Origin of the sequence: Chlorogloeopsis sp. ULAP01 (assembly GCF_030381805.1) — a bacterium.
Taxonomy (GTDB): Bacteria; Cyanobacteriota; Cyanobacteriia; order Cyanobacteriales; family Nostocaceae; genus Chlorogloeopsis.
In genome coordinates this window covers 25,565-40,024 of sequence record NZ_JAUDRH010000013.1, presented here as the reverse complement: position 1 = coordinate 40,024, position 14,460 = coordinate 25,565, and the positions used below count along the sequence as shown (strand labels likewise).

The window sequence follows — 14,460 nt, the reverse complement described above, 5'->3', positions numbered from 1 at the left end:
TCCCTATTATCCCGTAATGAGGATATAGCATGAATTACATGGCGGCATCATTTTTGTAATTGGAAAGCAAGGTCGAGGTCATCTAAGGAGTTAATATCTAGCCAGTGACCGCGAATATAAATAACTTTAATTGGTTTGCCTTGGGCAATTAAATAATTACACAAATCTGCTAAACTCATATTGTTAAAATCTGCTTGTTTTTGTAACTCATTTAGTGCTTCTTCTAACCATTGTCTGCCCTGACTGCGGAAGCGCAACATCCCAACCCAGCGTCCATTAAACTGCTGATCTTGTGTCTGCATGGCTTTGGAGATTTGCAGGAGATCGACATTTTGTCCAAACAAAGACAGTTCATCTGGGGCTGAACAATAGGCATAGTCAGGAGAACCACTCACTGATTTACTGTGCTTAACCGAATCGACGATAGTAACGATTTCTCCTGGACAGTCTAATAAATCTCGGAGGATGTAGCTTCTAAAAAGCAAATCACCGTAGACTACGAGCATATCATCGCTGAATTTGCCTTGGGCGCAAGCTAAAGAAGCTAATTCTCCTGTTGTTTCATACTCTGGATTCTGTATAACTTTAGTCCCAGGCACATCAATAGTTTCCGGTTTATATCCTGCAATAACGGTAACATTGTTAATAGCAAGTTTCTTAAATTTATCTACTAAATTTCTGAGTAAAGGTTTACCACCAATAGGTAACATGACTTTGGGCTTATCTAGTGTTAAACCGTGGAATTCCTCTCCCCTGGTAGCAGCGAGAACAAAAGCATGAGTGTGCTGACGTCCGTCAGAGAAGTAGCGTTTTTCCGCTGCTTGTAGTTCGTCTGCTCCCTGCAATCGAAAAATTTCCTTGAGTGGAGCAATATGATCTTCAATGTTGACTAAGGTTTCGCTAACTTGAACTTCTTTGGCGATCGCTTCCATGCTGGCAACGGCAGCACGAATCATGTGGTTTGCCCAAATTACCAAGCTAAATCCCGCTTGGCGAAAGACATCGGTTGGAGTGCTGTAATATTTTGTAGGGACAATCACTAAAGGAGAGCGCCCTGCCCATTCTTTAGCAAAGGCTAGCACTTGATCGGGACGAGATAATTTACTGTGAATGAGAATCGCGTCTGCTCCTGCTGCGTGATAAGCTTCCGCCCTACGCAGTGCTTCAGGTAAATCCCAGCCTGCAATTAGAGCTTCGACACGAGCAATGATGCAGAAATCTGCGTCTATTTGACTATCCTTACCTGCTTTGATTTTGCCGCAAAATTCATCGATATTAGCTAAAGGTTGACGGCTGCCATTGATAAAACTGTTGGTTTTTGGGAAAAGCTTATCTTCGATACAGACTCCTGCTATACCTCTTTGTTCTAGCTTGCGGACAAGACGTCGCATATTATTGAAGTTACCATAACCCGTATCTCCATCTAACAAAATCGGAATTTGGGTGATGTCGGACATAAACTCTAGCATATCGACAATTTGTGTCCAACTAGCTTCATTATTGTCTCTGACGCCAAATTGAGCAGACAAAGCTAACCCACTTGCCCAAATTCCCTTAAATCCAGCCTCTTCCACAATCCGGGCGCTAATGCCATTGTGGGCTTCCATGATGAATTCGAGTTGAGGCGATTCTAGTAATGCTCGTAATTTATTGCACTTGCTTGGTTGTGAACTTGCGACAACAGGTGCAGATAATTGTTTCATCTATGCTCCTAACTGAGGTAAAATCTCGTTCTCGGCACGTTTAATATCCTCTGGAAAATCAATTTCGATCCAAGATAAGCCAGTGATATCTTCGTACCCAAATACTTCCGGAGTTTCTAAAAGTAGATCCCGAATTACTTCTTCATAAGGTTCTTCATGTCGCTGGTTCGCAACATATTGTTCCGCACGCTCGGCAAGACGCAGGGCAACTTCATCCTCAAACCGAAAGAACCCTACTGATTCACCTGCGAAATCATATGCTAAATCTGGGGCAATTTGTTTGCGAAACTCTACCAAATAACCATCTCGAACACAAAGCTTAACTGGTTCTTCTCCTTGTTCAAAATCTTGATCCAGCAAGAAAGAGTTGGAAATGTTTGTTTTCACCAATCTTTCTAAGATTCGGCGATCATACAAAACATCTGCATCCATCAATAAAAGATGCTCACCGGATTTAAGGTGTTCTCGTAACGCCCAAAGGCTGATGATACTTCCTTGAGTGTAATCAGGATTATAAACAGTACTAACCCATTTTTGTGCTCCCCATGCTTGAATTTGATCCTGGATTTTTTCTGCTTGGTAACCCACAGCGATCGCTACTTCATCTACCTGCAAATCGCGCAGATAGTTCAAATGGCGCTCTAGTAGTGATTTGCCGTTAAAATTCAGCAAACATTTGGGTTGGATTTGCCCGTTCATTCCCAAGCGTCGCCCAACACCGGCGGCTAATATTAATGCCTTCATTGTGAAAGTTACCAAATGAGCTAGAAAATCAAGAATTTTAGAATTTTACAATGACAGTCTCTAGCTGCATACAAGGTTTATTAACAATTTATTAATTACTTCTTAATCTAAAAGAGTGCGATCGGGCAGGAAATAATAGTTAGTGAGTTCAAAGCCATGACTAGCAAGTACTTCACGCACTCCACTGCTTAATAATGCCGCAAGTTCTACTTCCCCCGCTCCTGATAACTCAGGATGGCAATAAATTTCTACCAACTCTGCACGAATCTGGGGTATTAATTCCAGCAAGTATTTCTCTGTGATGTTGCCAGTTTGCAGCAACCCATAAACTTTTTGTGTAAAGCTAATGCCTTGAGATTCTAGCAAATGTTCACCGTAATGACGCAATCGACCAAAAACTACCGACCAAACTAGTTTAGTCAGCATCTTACTACGGCTGTGCTTTAAATTTAGTCCTAGTTCCTCAAATGGCAGACGAATTGCTTTGATGTTAAACTCTGCTGCTAAGTCAGTTAATATACCCAGTACAACGGGATGCATATGCATATGCAAATGCCCATCGACATGGGAGAGTGGCAAACCAGTAGAGCGAAATTTTTCTAGTTGAGCGCGGATTTCCTGCCGTAGTTCTTCACGGGCTTTCCTGACAAATTGATAGCGCAACCCAGCTAGTAGAGAATCATTGAAAAAGTTACCTTCTTTATCAACCAAGTGAGGAATTTGCTGAGGTGGGAGGGCAGATTTTCCACACACTAGCACTAAATGCAGTCCCACTGCCAAGTTAGGGTGAGTGCGTGCTAAGGCAACTGCCTCATGAGCAGCATCGGCAGTCACCATCAGGCTAGTACTAGTCAACACACCTTCTGCATGGGCTTTGATAATTGCTTGATTGACACTACTGGAGAAACCAAAGTCATCACCATTGATAATGGCGAATTTCTTTGCTTGCATATATTTTTTGTTTTTAAGGTTCTGATAATTGGGCTGTCGAGTTTGACTTGCGCCAGGGTATAAGTTCAATCGTACTTAATGCAATTGTGGCAAGTTTGGGTACTAGTTGGGGGCGCAGTAGTTGTTTGTCAAATAGGCTCATTCGCCGAGCGTTTTCTTGCAAGCAAGTGGATAATAACAGTTCTGGGGTTAAATTATCCATCAAACTACTAGCACCAGTGGCAGTAAAACCCTCTTGTTTTTCTTCGTTAGAGCCAGTAAAAGCTTGAATCTTGTCTTGCAGCGCTCTGTTGTAATGCCACAAAGCGTTAATTCCACGCCACCAATTGCTTTTACCTTCCTGAATTTGCTGATAAGTTACCCAATTCACGAAGAACATAATATGACGAGCTTCTTCATGCAAAACTGCATCAAAGATTTCAAACAATGCTGCTGGGATGTAAGTTGCATAACGACGAGCCAGCCCGAATAAACCAAAAGCTAAGAAAGAATCGAGGCATTCACCAAAGCCAAAGTCAAGGAAGGCGGTTTTGATATTACTAGGAAGTACAGGCTCAGGAGGTTGGGAAATCTTAATCTCGTAATGATTGATGAGAAAATTAATTAGTCTACCGTGGCGATCTTCTTCCATCCCTTGCAGAGCGATCGCTTCTTGTAATAATGGATCACTGATTGTGTCTGCAAAGGCATTCACCATCACTCCGGCTTCTTGCTCTGTATTAAGTGCTTCTTTCCAAAAGGGAATGTTACGGAGGCTGGCGAGGGCGACAGTGTCAAGTTCTGGCCAAGGAAGTAGCTCAGGCTGGTACTCTAGATGACTTTCAATGAAGCTGTGGCAAAAGAGTTCTTTGTGTTCTTTGCTTCCTATTTCCATTGTCATGAGTCATTTGTAACTAAGTAAAAATCACTAACCAATCACTGATTGTGCTTTAGTAGTTGCTCTGGTGTGACGCTCTTTGAGGTAGGCGAAAAATTCACGTCCTTCACGTAGGCGACGCACTAACATTTGAGGATCACTGAGCATTTCACCAACAATTGGGATAATGGCTCTCGGACGAAAGTAGAAACGACGGTACATCACCTCAACTGCATCTTCAATTTCAGCAGCAGACAGATGGGGATATTGCAGCGTAGACATTTGAATTCCAGAGTTGGCAACTAGGGAATTGTCACTAAACCAACCCTGCTCTTGTGCTTGACGATAGAGTTCTGTTCCAGGATAAGGAGCAGCAATCGAAACTTGAATTGTATGAGGACTTAGATCGCAAGCAAAGCAAATCGTTTCCTCTATCGTTTCTTGAGTTTCATTGGGCAAACCAATGATAAATGTGCCGTGTACAGTAATGCCAAGTTTGTGGCAGTTCTCCATAAACTTGCGTGCTACCTCAAGCTTGATACCCTTTTTAATTCCGTCTAAGATTTGCTGATTACCCGATTCAAATCCTACTAGTAGTAGACGCAAACCGTTGTCACGCAGTTGTTTGAGGGTATCGTAATCTAAATTAGCGCGGGCATTGCAACTCCAGGTGAGCTTCAATCGCTTCATGTGTTCACTAATGGCGATCGCCCGTTGTTTATCAATTGTAAAGGTGTCGTCATCAAACATATATTCCCGCACTTTGTCGCCGAAGATGGCTTTAGCTTCTTCCATCTCGCGCCCAACCGCTTGGGGACTTTTATGTCGATACAAGTGTCCGCCTATTGTCTGAGGCCAAAGACAGAAAGAACATTTGGCTGGACAGCCTCGTCCAGTGTAAAAGGAAATGTATGGATGCAGCAAGTAGCCGATAAAGTATTTTGTCATATCCAAATCGCGGGCATAAATCGGCAACACGCTGGGCATAGAATCCCAATCGTGAATCAACGGACGGTCTTCGTTGTGGAGTATATTACCATTGCGATCGCGATAGCTTAGACCTTTAATTTCCTGCCAAGGTTTGCCTGCTGCCAGTTCTTTGCAGGTGTAATCAAATTCGTGGCGACAGACAAAATCAACTATTGGGTTTTCACGCAGTGTCTCCTCTGGCAACACTGCTACGTGTGCTCCAATTAAACCAATTACTGTATCGGGGTTTTGAGCTTTGATTGCCTCGGCACACTTGACATCATTAGGTAGTGAAGGTGTACTGGTGTGCATAATAATTAGCTCGTACTCTTTGGCAATTGCGAGTACATCTTCTACAGTTTGATTGTGTGGAGGCGCATCTACAAGCTTACTGTTAGGTACAAGGGCGGCAGGTTGTGCCAGCCATGTAGGATACCAGAAGGATGTAATTTCACGCTTGGCTTGATATCGGGAACCTGCACCACCGTCAAACCCATCAAAGGAAGGAGGGCTGAGAAACAAAGTTTTCTTCACTGGTATGTGTTCTCCGCAAGTTATGAATATTAAAAGACTCTGAAAAAGTTAATCAAAATATTCATATACGCCTATACATATTATCAGACATCACAGATACAATCCTAGACCATTTGTCAGATATCTTGACTGCTAATTTTGCACTAAAATAATATCTTCCTATCATTAATAAAAAACTAAATAGAATCCTCGAAGTTTTTATTAAATTGTTAATATCTGAGACAAAATTCTTAATTATGTTCTGTAAAAGAAAAGAAAGGAAAAATTATGCTCATAGAGATTCTATGTCAACACATTTATCTATAAGTTTTTTTAATGCAGTCAGAAAACTCGCTTTCATGCATATTTATAAAGTTGCAATTATATTTGACAACTATCCATAGGTATGATTCTACAAGAAATTTTCTAATACCAATTATCTGTGAAGCTGCATATTATTTTGACCCCTCCCAACCTCCCCTGGGTAAGGGGAGGTGCCGCAGGCGGTGGGGTTCTTTCTATGCGTCTTCAAATGGAAATGGTACAAGATGTTCGATAAAAAATATTTCGCTTTACTGATTTATGACTAGGTTAAGGAAAATAAAATTATTGTAAGATGTTGCGAACTTACTGGTAAATTTATGACAGAAACTACAAATAGTAGTCCCAATCAAATTTGCCCTGTAAATTCTTACAATGAATGGGATAAACTTGAGGAAGTTATTGTCGGTCGATTAGAAGGAGCAACAATTCCTTCATATCACGTAAGTGTGACTCATAATATTCCTAAAACTACAGCCAAACTATATCGGTTTTTTGCAGGACGTCGTTATCCTAATTTTCTTGTTCAGCGTGCTCAAAAAGAATTAGATGAATTTATTCATATTCTAAAATCAGAAGGTATTATAGTCCGTCGTCCAGAGATAACGAATTTTTCTGCTCGGTATCAATCTCCTAACTGGAAATCAAAAGGATTTTGTAGTGCTTGCCCACGAGATGGATTTTTAGTGATAGGAAATGAAATTATTGAAACACCAATGTCTTGGCGTTCAAGATACTTTGAAATTTATGCCTATCGCTCACTATTCAAAGAATACTTTAGACAAGGTGCAAAATGGACTTCTGCTCCCAAGCCACAATTACTTGATTCGCTTTATGACTATAACTTTACAGCACCTAAAAAAGATGAGCCAATACGATATGTAATCAATGAATTTGAACCTGTTTTTGATGCGGCAGATTTTGTACGTTGCGGTCAAGATATATTTGCGCTCAAAAGTAATGTTACAAATAGTTTGGGAATTACTTGGTTGCAAAGGCATTTAGGCGAAAAATACAAAATTCACGAAATTGAAACTGAATGCCGCACTCCAATGCATATTGATACCACTTTTATGCCATTAGCACCTGGTAAAGTATTAGTTAATCCCGAATATATTAATATTAGTAAGTTACCGAAGATTCTGAAATCTTGGGATATATTAATTGCACCTGAACCAGATCCTATTCCTGGATTTGTCGTATCCATGTGCAGCAAATGGATCAGCTTAAATGTATTAATGCTTGATGAGAAAAGAGTGATTGTAGAAAAATCACAAGAGTCTATGATCCAAGCTTTGAAAAACTGGGGTTTTGAACCAATAAAGTGTTCTTTTCTCAATTTTGCACCTTTTGGTGGCTCTTTTCATTGTGCAACGCTAGATATTAGAAGAAAAGGAGAATTGCAATCATATTTTTAGCCTTAAAACTTTTCTTCTAATTTTACTAATAACTGTTCAGGCACCACTAATTTACCATCTTTAGTTAATTGCATTCGCTGTCCTCGCCACTCAATTGTATTGCCAACCAAGCAATAGCACCAAATTACAAAGTCAATTAGATCCCATATGGGGATAAGCCACAGAAATTTTTTGGTAGCAGAATCGTTGAGGATTTTAACACCTACAACCCAACCCATGACTAAGCGCATCATCCAAGTTATAAACATGACAATCCAGCCTAGTATTGATTTTTCTGTGGTAACTAGTAGTAACATACTGATGATGGTACCGTAGGTAAAAATTAATCCGAAATAACCCCAAGGGCGAGAAATTCGCGCACAGCGCGCCCAACGAATCTGGCGATTGATAGAATCAGCTAACTTGGTGGTTGCCAATACATGTTCAACTACATAATCGGAAAGTAAAACTTTGTAGCCTGCTTGGGCTGGGAGATAACCAAGTTGAAAATCGTCTGCAAGATAATCTGCGATCGCCTCTAATCCCCCAATTTCTTCTAGTACTTGTTTGCGAATCACAATAGTAGAACCAAGGGCAAATTTTATACCTTCTAGTCTGTTACTTACTAAAACGCCTGCATGGAAATCAGTCGCCGTGCCAATGGCTTCCAGAGTTGTGATCCATCCTTGTGCTGAAGAACGATACAGACAGGTAACGACACCTACTTCCTTGGCTTGGAATGGTTGAATAACTCGTTGCAAATAGTCACTCGTGACTTTGATATCACTATCAGCAATCAGCAGAAATTCATGTTTAGCAAAGGATACAGCATTTGCTAAATTGCTGACTTTCAAGTTTGTACCAATGGTGCGCTCGCTAACTACTAACTGAATATCTATTTGAGGAAAGTCATCGATAATTTGCTTCACCACAGCAATACTACAGTCTTGCCAATCACGAACACTAAAAATAATTTGATAGGTTGGGTACTGCTGTTGGCAAAAAGAAGCCAAATTTGTGTAAGCATCAGCATCCAAGCCACAAATAGGCTTTAAAACTGTAATGGGTGGGCAAAAATTTGTAGTAACAGGATGGGGATGTTTGAAAAAGGCGATCGCTGCATAAATTGCATAAGAATAAAACCAAATAGCCACTAGACAAAGAACTAGTAGCAGAAACTGAATGATGGTTAAATTGAAAATGCTCAAGCAAGCAGGTTCAATAGTTCCCATTGAACAGGGTATAAAAATGGTAGATGACTAATACTTAAGTCGATAATTGTGACACTATTAATATTTTATTATTGAGATAGTAAATTACCCCTGATGTGGTCGAAATACCTGACGAAAACCAAAATAGGCGATCGCATCTTTCATATTGGAGACAAAACGATTCAGCGTACTCATGCGAGTATCGGTAACATATTCTAAAGTTAGGACAATGCGCTCTTCATTATTACCTAGAGGTGTGACTCGATGGTATAGTTTATCGCCGTTAAATAATACAAGCGTACCTGGAGTTAAGGCTTGCGATCGCCTTTGTGTCTCCCGATTCGGTATATCACGGTAAAGTTGATATTCCAGCTTGCTTGTCGAGCGATCAACTAAGCCGAGCAACACCGTGTAGCGCTTTCCCTGATAATAAGAGGTATCGTAGTGATACTGGATGTGATCCCCAGGCTCAGTATAATAGTACAGAGCGTAAGCGTGGGGATCGCTATCAGGACAGAAAAGAAGTTCTTCTAGTGTGATTTGCTTCAAGAACTCGACTAAGGCAGGCAGTTGATACAACTCACCAAAAGCCGGAGCCAGGTTATCCAGACTGAATTTACTGATACTGCCGCCCTTTTTATGATTGGGTATATAGTTGCGGTTAATAACAGTTTGTAAAGATGGCAACAGAGCAAGTAATTGTTCAAGGATAGTCTGAGGCAAAAAGTTTTCTACTACCAAGAATTCATTTTGAGCTTGATACTCAGCTTGAAGTTTTGGGCGATCGAGTACTTTTGTAACTTTATGGAGTTCAGTTTGCAGCTGCTCCATTGGTGGTGTGATGATATTTTTGCAGTCGTAATATAATTACACACAAAAGCTGACGCTGGCAAGTTCTACCAGTTTAAGATTTGAAAATTTGAGCGTGGATGTATTATAGATCAGCTTGGTAGAGACTTCAGGGAAAAGTAGAGAAGCATTCATAATATTAACTCTCAATTATCTTACCGCAAAATCGAAGGATAAAATTGAGATACAAATCAAGTATCACAAATAGCTAAATGGCAAAACACCGCTTTCATGATGCAGTTAAGATAGCTCTGGAGAAAGAAAGATGGACAAATTACTGCTGAACCCTACCAGATGAGTATTGGAGATGTAGACTTTGAAATAGATTTGGCAGCAGAAATGTTAGCTGCCGAACGAGCAGGTGAAAAAATAGCAGTTGAAATTAAGAGTTTTATTGGGCGCTCAAGTGTATCAGAATTCCACACAGCCCTTGGGCAATTTATCAATTATCAATTTGCTCTTGAAGAATTTGAACCGGAACGCAAACTTTATTTGGCAGTGCCTGAGTCAATCTATAACTAATTTTTTCAGCGTCGTTTTATACAGTCAATGATTACAAGAACTCATATTCGTTACTGGTTTACGATGAAACACAGGAGGTGATTGTTCAATGGCTATAGAGCAGTATCGTCAAATTATTCAACAGTTAATTCTAAAACGGGCAAAAAGAGGTTTATCACAAGAGGGCATGGAAACACAAGTCATTTTAGATACAGAGCGTGATCAATACCTCTTGCTACATACAGGCTGGCGCAGAAATCGTCGCACACATGGATGCAGTTTGCATCTTGACATCAAAGATGGCAAAATCTGGATTCAGCATGATGGCACAGAAGCTGGTATTGCGACACAACTCTTAGAATTAGGTGTATCAAAAGAAGATATTGTTTTGGCGTTTCACTCTCCTCATATGCGCCAATTTACAGAGTTTGTAAGCAATTGAACGTTATTGCTTTTTCAGCAACGCCTACACAAGGCAGTTTCTAAGAACTTCTTACACCACGAAGTTAAATAATGAAAAAGAGCATGGGCATTGGGATAAAAAATTTTTCCCGACACCCTCTTTCAAGTCAGCTATTCACGCCCGGTTTTGGCACAAACCTTGCTATGAAAATACCTCTTTCTGTTCCCTGTTCCCTATTTTCAAGTAAGTACCTGATGTAAGGTATCTAGTAACTCTTTAGCCGTGTAGGGCTTAACCAAAAATGTGCTGGCATGGGCGGCTTCTGCAAGTTTGCTATTCATTATCAATCCACTAGAAGCAATCACTTTAACATCCCGATTGATTTTTTTGAGCATTTGGATTGCATTTTGCCCATCCATAGCCGGCATCATCATATCCATTAACACTGCCTTAATGTCATTTTTGTGCTGAATGTATAAGGCGATCGCTTCTATTCCATCACTAGCGGTGAGAATTTTATAGTTATGTTGTTCAAGTAAAGTTTTAGTAGTTTCTCGAATTGGAGCTTCATCATCCACAACGAGAATTAATTCCCCTGCCCCAGCACGCAATTCTGAGTCTTCCACGGGCAAGGCTACAGACGTATTCACCGCAGGCAAAAATACTTTAAATTGGCTACCTTCTCCAACTTGGCTCGACACGGTGATAAAACCATTATGGCTTTTGACAATACCCATTACCGTCGAAAGTCCCAATCCTGTTCCTTTGCCAATCTCTTTAGTTGTAAAAAATGGTTCAAAAATTCGGTCTATAATTTCTGGAGAAATGCCACTTCCTGTGTCTGCAACAGTAACCACAATGTAGGAGCCAACTTTAGCCTCCATATTCATGAGCGTGTAGTTTTCATCAATCAAAATATTTTTGGCAGAGAAACTTAAATTACCACCATTTGGCATCGCATCACAAGCATTGACGCAGAGGTTGATAAAGACTTGATGCAGTTGGGCGGCATTGGCAGAAACTGCATCAAGTTCTTCGGGGATATCCGTATAAACTTTGATAGATTTTGGAAACGTTTGCTTAAGAAACTTTTCAATTTCTAACAGTATGTGCCGAACTTGTAGCAGAGTCATTTCTCCTTCTGCACCACGTGCAAAATATAGAATCTGCTTGACTAAATCACTTCCCCGCCTGGCATTATTTTCTACTATTTCCAACAGTTCCTGATTGAGTGGATCTAGATTAGATTGTTTATATAGCAAAAGTTGAGACGCTGCTAAAATTGGTGTCAAGATATTGTTGAGATCGTGGGCGATGCCACTGGCAAGATTACCAAGACTCTCTAGACGTTGAACTCTCAAAAACTGGGCTTCAATTTGTTTTTTTTCTGTAATGTCGGTATTGACAACTAAAATTGATGTTGGTGAACCCTGTTGATCATATATATATGTCCACCGACTAGCAACAATGATTTCTTTTCCATTTTTGGCAATTTGGCGTAACTCGCCCCACCACTCTCCTTTGTTGGTTAAGGCTTTCTTAACTGCTTCAAGTTGTAGTCTAGCTTCTTTATACAAAAGTTGATTAGCATTTTTACCGATGACTTCTGCTGCTGCCCACCCGTAAATTCTCTCTGCTCCTTGGTTCCAAAACAGGATCTGGTGTTCTAGATCGCGCACAACGATCGCATCGGTTGCAATATTTAGTAGGGCTGCTTGTTCGCGGATTTTCTCTTCTGAGCGTTTGCGTTCACTAATATCGAAGGATACTCCTACAAAGCCGATCGCTTTTCCTTGCTCATCGTTCATCACAGTTGTAGATGCCCAGACAAGAATCAGACTACCATCTTTGCGCTGTAGCAAAACTTCTGCATCAGCTCGACAATTTTGCCTTAAAGATGCAAAAGTTTGTGCTAGCAACAGCTCTTGTCCAGGAGGTGTTAAAACTTCTATAATTTTTTTACCTATAACCTCATTTGCTGTCCACTGATAAAGAGTTTCGGCAAAGCGATTCCAGTAAGCAATTCGCCCCTCCATATCTGTGTAAATCACAGCGTTGCAAACTTGATTGAGCAAGTTTGCTTGGAAGCTAATTTCCTGTTCGGCAAGTTTGCGATCGCTAATGTCACGAATAATTGCCAGTAAACCAGTCTGTGCGCCATTTTCATCTTTCAGTACACTAACTGATGACTCAACGTATATTTCTTGCTTATTTTTTTTGATATGGATATTTTCACCTTGCCAGAAGCCTAATGTCGCCAAGGAATTGTACGCAGCCTGCTCATCTTCTTTCCTCAGCCAACGATACTGATGAGATGTTTCCAATTTTTGACCAAGCATTTCTTCAGCCTTCATACCATATAGCTGCTCTGCTGCTTGATTCCAATATGTAACGCAAAATTCGGGATCAATCGCAATTACCGCTTCTTTCACCTGAGATAAAACATTAGCCTGAAATTTGATGCGTTCTTCTGCTAACTTGCGATCAGTAATGTCGGTTGTAATTGTCGTGGTGATCCAACAATTTGCTGTTTCATCCCTGCGGGATATTAACGTAGCTGAAAGTAATCGCCAAGAGCCGTCTTTATGGTGAAATCTGTACTCGAAAGTAATAGTACGCTCGCTAATGATTGCCTCATTGATTTGTGGCAATATAGCTGCCAAATCTTCCGAAGCGATACGCGAGTGCCACAATGACTGATCTGCTACTAATTCTTCAGGCGTGTAGCCAAGGATTGTTTCACATCCGGCAGAAACATACTCATATTCATAGTTTAGTAAATCTCGATCAGCATATACTCGTGTACTGTTGATGGCAGCGATCGCACTATTAACAATATCGCTCAACTTGGATTTAGAGGCTTGCAAGGCTATTTCTGCACTTTTGCGATCGCTAATATCCGTGGCGAATCCCTCAACTGCAATTAAATCTTCTGCTTGTGAGTAAATTCCCACCGCTCGATCCCACAACCACCGCTCTTCGCCATTCGCCGTGATGATGCGGTAATTGACGGTGAGGCGCTCTTGCCGCTCTAGCAAACTGACTGTTGCTTGTTTGCGGATGCGCTCCCGATCATCTGGATGGATAATATCAGCATAAGCAATTCTCCCACCTTGGTAAAAATCAGCAGGATGATATCCTGTTAGCTCTAAACATCCCTCGCTGGCAAATTCAAAGGTGTAATTTTCATCTATCTGACATCGGTAAGCCATGCCAGGTAAGTTACTCATCAAGGTTGAAAGGGTGCGTTGGCTTTCTTGCAGAGCAACTTCTACTTGTTCGCGATTGCCTGTGACTAATGCAACGGGGGCAAAAATTCTCCAAATTTTTGCTAGCAGCATAGACGCACGTAGTCTGCCTTCTCTTAAAGTAGCTGCCACTCTAACAGCATTCACCGAACTTTTGAGCTTTCTGTTGATTTTCCCTAACGACGCTCCTGCACTGTCGTCAACATTGCAATCCAAATCTATTGTTTTTATAGAATTGGCTTTTGGATGAAAGGGATTTTCCTCCAATGCCTGCTTGTCAATTCTAGATTTTGCTAATTCCTGCCGTAGGAGGACAATTTCATCTATTAACTGTTGTTTTGTCTTAGCCTGATCCTGCACGGGCTTGCCCTTCATGGATTGAGAGTAAGTGGAAGACTCGGCATTGAAACAGTAGATATTGATTGGATGCAGTGGGCTAATTTACATAAAGCTAATTTCACCCAAAACTCCTGAGATAATAGATTTTACATTATACTATGCTTTACTTATTTAGATATTACATTATGTAATGTATTATATTTTTCAAAGCAAATTTAGTAAAAATTTTAAAAATCACAGGAATTTAGAGCAATCCTAAGAATAAATTTAATTTTGGGGAATTTAGTTACAAAAGATTGATTTCTTAACTATTATCTCACTAGTGCAATGACTTCTCCACAATCTCCTACACCTGCTGTGTGTACTTAACCAACCTAAAGTCAAGATAAACATACTAACATCTGTCTAGATGACAGACTACTCTTTTTTAGTGTTGATAAACACAACATTAGTTG

The 14,460-nt window shown here is 40.5% G+C and carries 11 protein-coding genes; 3 read left to right on the top strand and 8 right to left on the bottom strand.

Going from position 1 to position 14,460, the window contains the following annotated elements; translation table 11 throughout:
• Window positions 1–47: 47 nt before the first annotated feature.
• The 5 genes from aepX to hpnJ all read right to left on the bottom strand — a co-directional run bounded on the left by aepX (window position 48) and on the right by hpnJ (window position 5,757).
• Complete coding sequence (gene aepX, locus QUB80_RS23740) at window positions 48–1,703, bottom strand: phosphoenolpyruvate mutase (protein WP_289791946.1); 1,656 nt, start codon at window positions 1,701–1,703, stop codon at window positions 48–50.
• A complete protein-coding gene (locus QUB80_RS23735) occupies window positions 1,704–2,447 on the bottom strand; it encodes a phosphocholine cytidylyltransferase family protein (RefSeq protein WP_289791945.1) in 744 nt (247 codons plus the stop codon). It abuts the gene before it with no gap.
• Between the two features lie 102 nt (window positions 2,448–2,549).
• Window positions 2,550–3,398 carry a hopanoid biosynthesis-associated protein HpnK gene (hpnK, locus tag QUB80_RS23730; RefSeq protein ID WP_289791944.1) on the bottom strand — a complete coding sequence of 283 codons (849 nt, stop codon included), beginning with the start codon at window positions 3,396–3,398 and terminating at the stop codon, window positions 2,550–2,552.
• A gap of 13 nt (window positions 3,399–3,411) precedes the next feature.
• Window positions 3,412–4,278 (bottom strand): ferritin-like domain-containing protein, encoded by an 867-nt coding sequence (locus QUB80_RS23725; RefSeq protein ID WP_289791943.1) that lies wholly within the window; start codon window positions 4,276–4,278, stop codon window positions 3,412–3,414.
• A gap of 27 nt (window positions 4,279–4,305) precedes the next feature.
• The gene (hpnJ, locus tag QUB80_RS23720) at window positions 4,306–5,757 is read right to left on the bottom strand and encodes a hopanoid biosynthesis associated radical SAM protein HpnJ (RefSeq protein ID WP_289791942.1); all 1,452 of its coding nucleotides are present in this window, start codon (window positions 5,755–5,757) and stop codon (window positions 4,306–4,308) included.
• 620 nt (window positions 5,758–6,377) lie between these two features.
• Between hpnJ and QUB80_RS23715 the strand changes: the two genes are divergently transcribed.
• Window positions 6,378–7,475 carry an amidinotransferase gene (locus tag QUB80_RS23715; RefSeq protein WP_289791941.1) on the top strand — a complete coding sequence of 366 codons (1,098 nt, stop codon included), beginning with the start codon at window positions 6,378–6,380 and terminating at the stop codon, window positions 7,473–7,475.
• Window positions 7,476–7,477: 2 nt separating this feature from the next.
• On the opposite strand, the gene hpnI is transcribed toward QUB80_RS23715, so the two are convergent.
• Both hpnI and QUB80_RS23705 read right to left on the bottom strand, forming a co-directional pair.
• The gene (hpnI, locus tag QUB80_RS23710; RefSeq protein ID WP_289791940.1) at window positions 7,478–8,686 is read right to left on the bottom strand and encodes a bacteriohopanetetrol glucosamine biosynthesis glycosyltransferase HpnI; all 1,209 of its coding nucleotides are present in this window, start codon (window positions 8,684–8,686) and stop codon (window positions 7,478–7,480) included.
• Between the two features lie 84 nt (window positions 8,687–8,770).
• Window positions 8,771–9,496 (bottom strand): 2OG-Fe(II) oxygenase, encoded by a 726-nt coding sequence (locus QUB80_RS23705; RefSeq protein WP_289791939.1) that lies wholly within the window; start codon window positions 9,494–9,496, stop codon window positions 8,771–8,773.
• A 312-nt stretch (window positions 9,497–9,808) separates the two neighbouring features.
• Between QUB80_RS23705 and QUB80_RS34940 the strand changes: the two genes are divergently transcribed.
• Window positions 9,809–10,036 carry an element excision factor XisH family protein gene (locus QUB80_RS34940; RefSeq protein ID WP_336622339.1) on the top strand — a complete coding sequence of 76 codons (228 nt, stop codon included), beginning with the start codon at window positions 9,809–9,811 and terminating at the stop codon, window positions 10,034–10,036.
• A gap of 88 nt (window positions 10,037–10,124) precedes the next feature.
• Window positions 10,125–10,457 carry a XisI protein gene (locus QUB80_RS23695; protein WP_289791938.1) on the top strand — a complete coding sequence of 111 codons (333 nt, stop codon included), beginning with the start codon at window positions 10,125–10,127 and terminating at the stop codon, window positions 10,455–10,457.
• A 200-nt stretch (window positions 10,458–10,657) separates the two neighbouring features.
• Here QUB80_RS23695 and QUB80_RS23690 read toward each other — a convergent pair whose 3' ends face one another.
• A complete protein-coding gene (locus tag QUB80_RS23690; RefSeq protein WP_289791937.1) occupies window positions 10,658–14,041 on the bottom strand; it encodes a PAS domain-containing hybrid sensor histidine kinase/response regulator in 3,384 nt (1,127 codons plus the stop codon).
• Window positions 14,042–14,460: the final 419 nt, after the last annotated feature.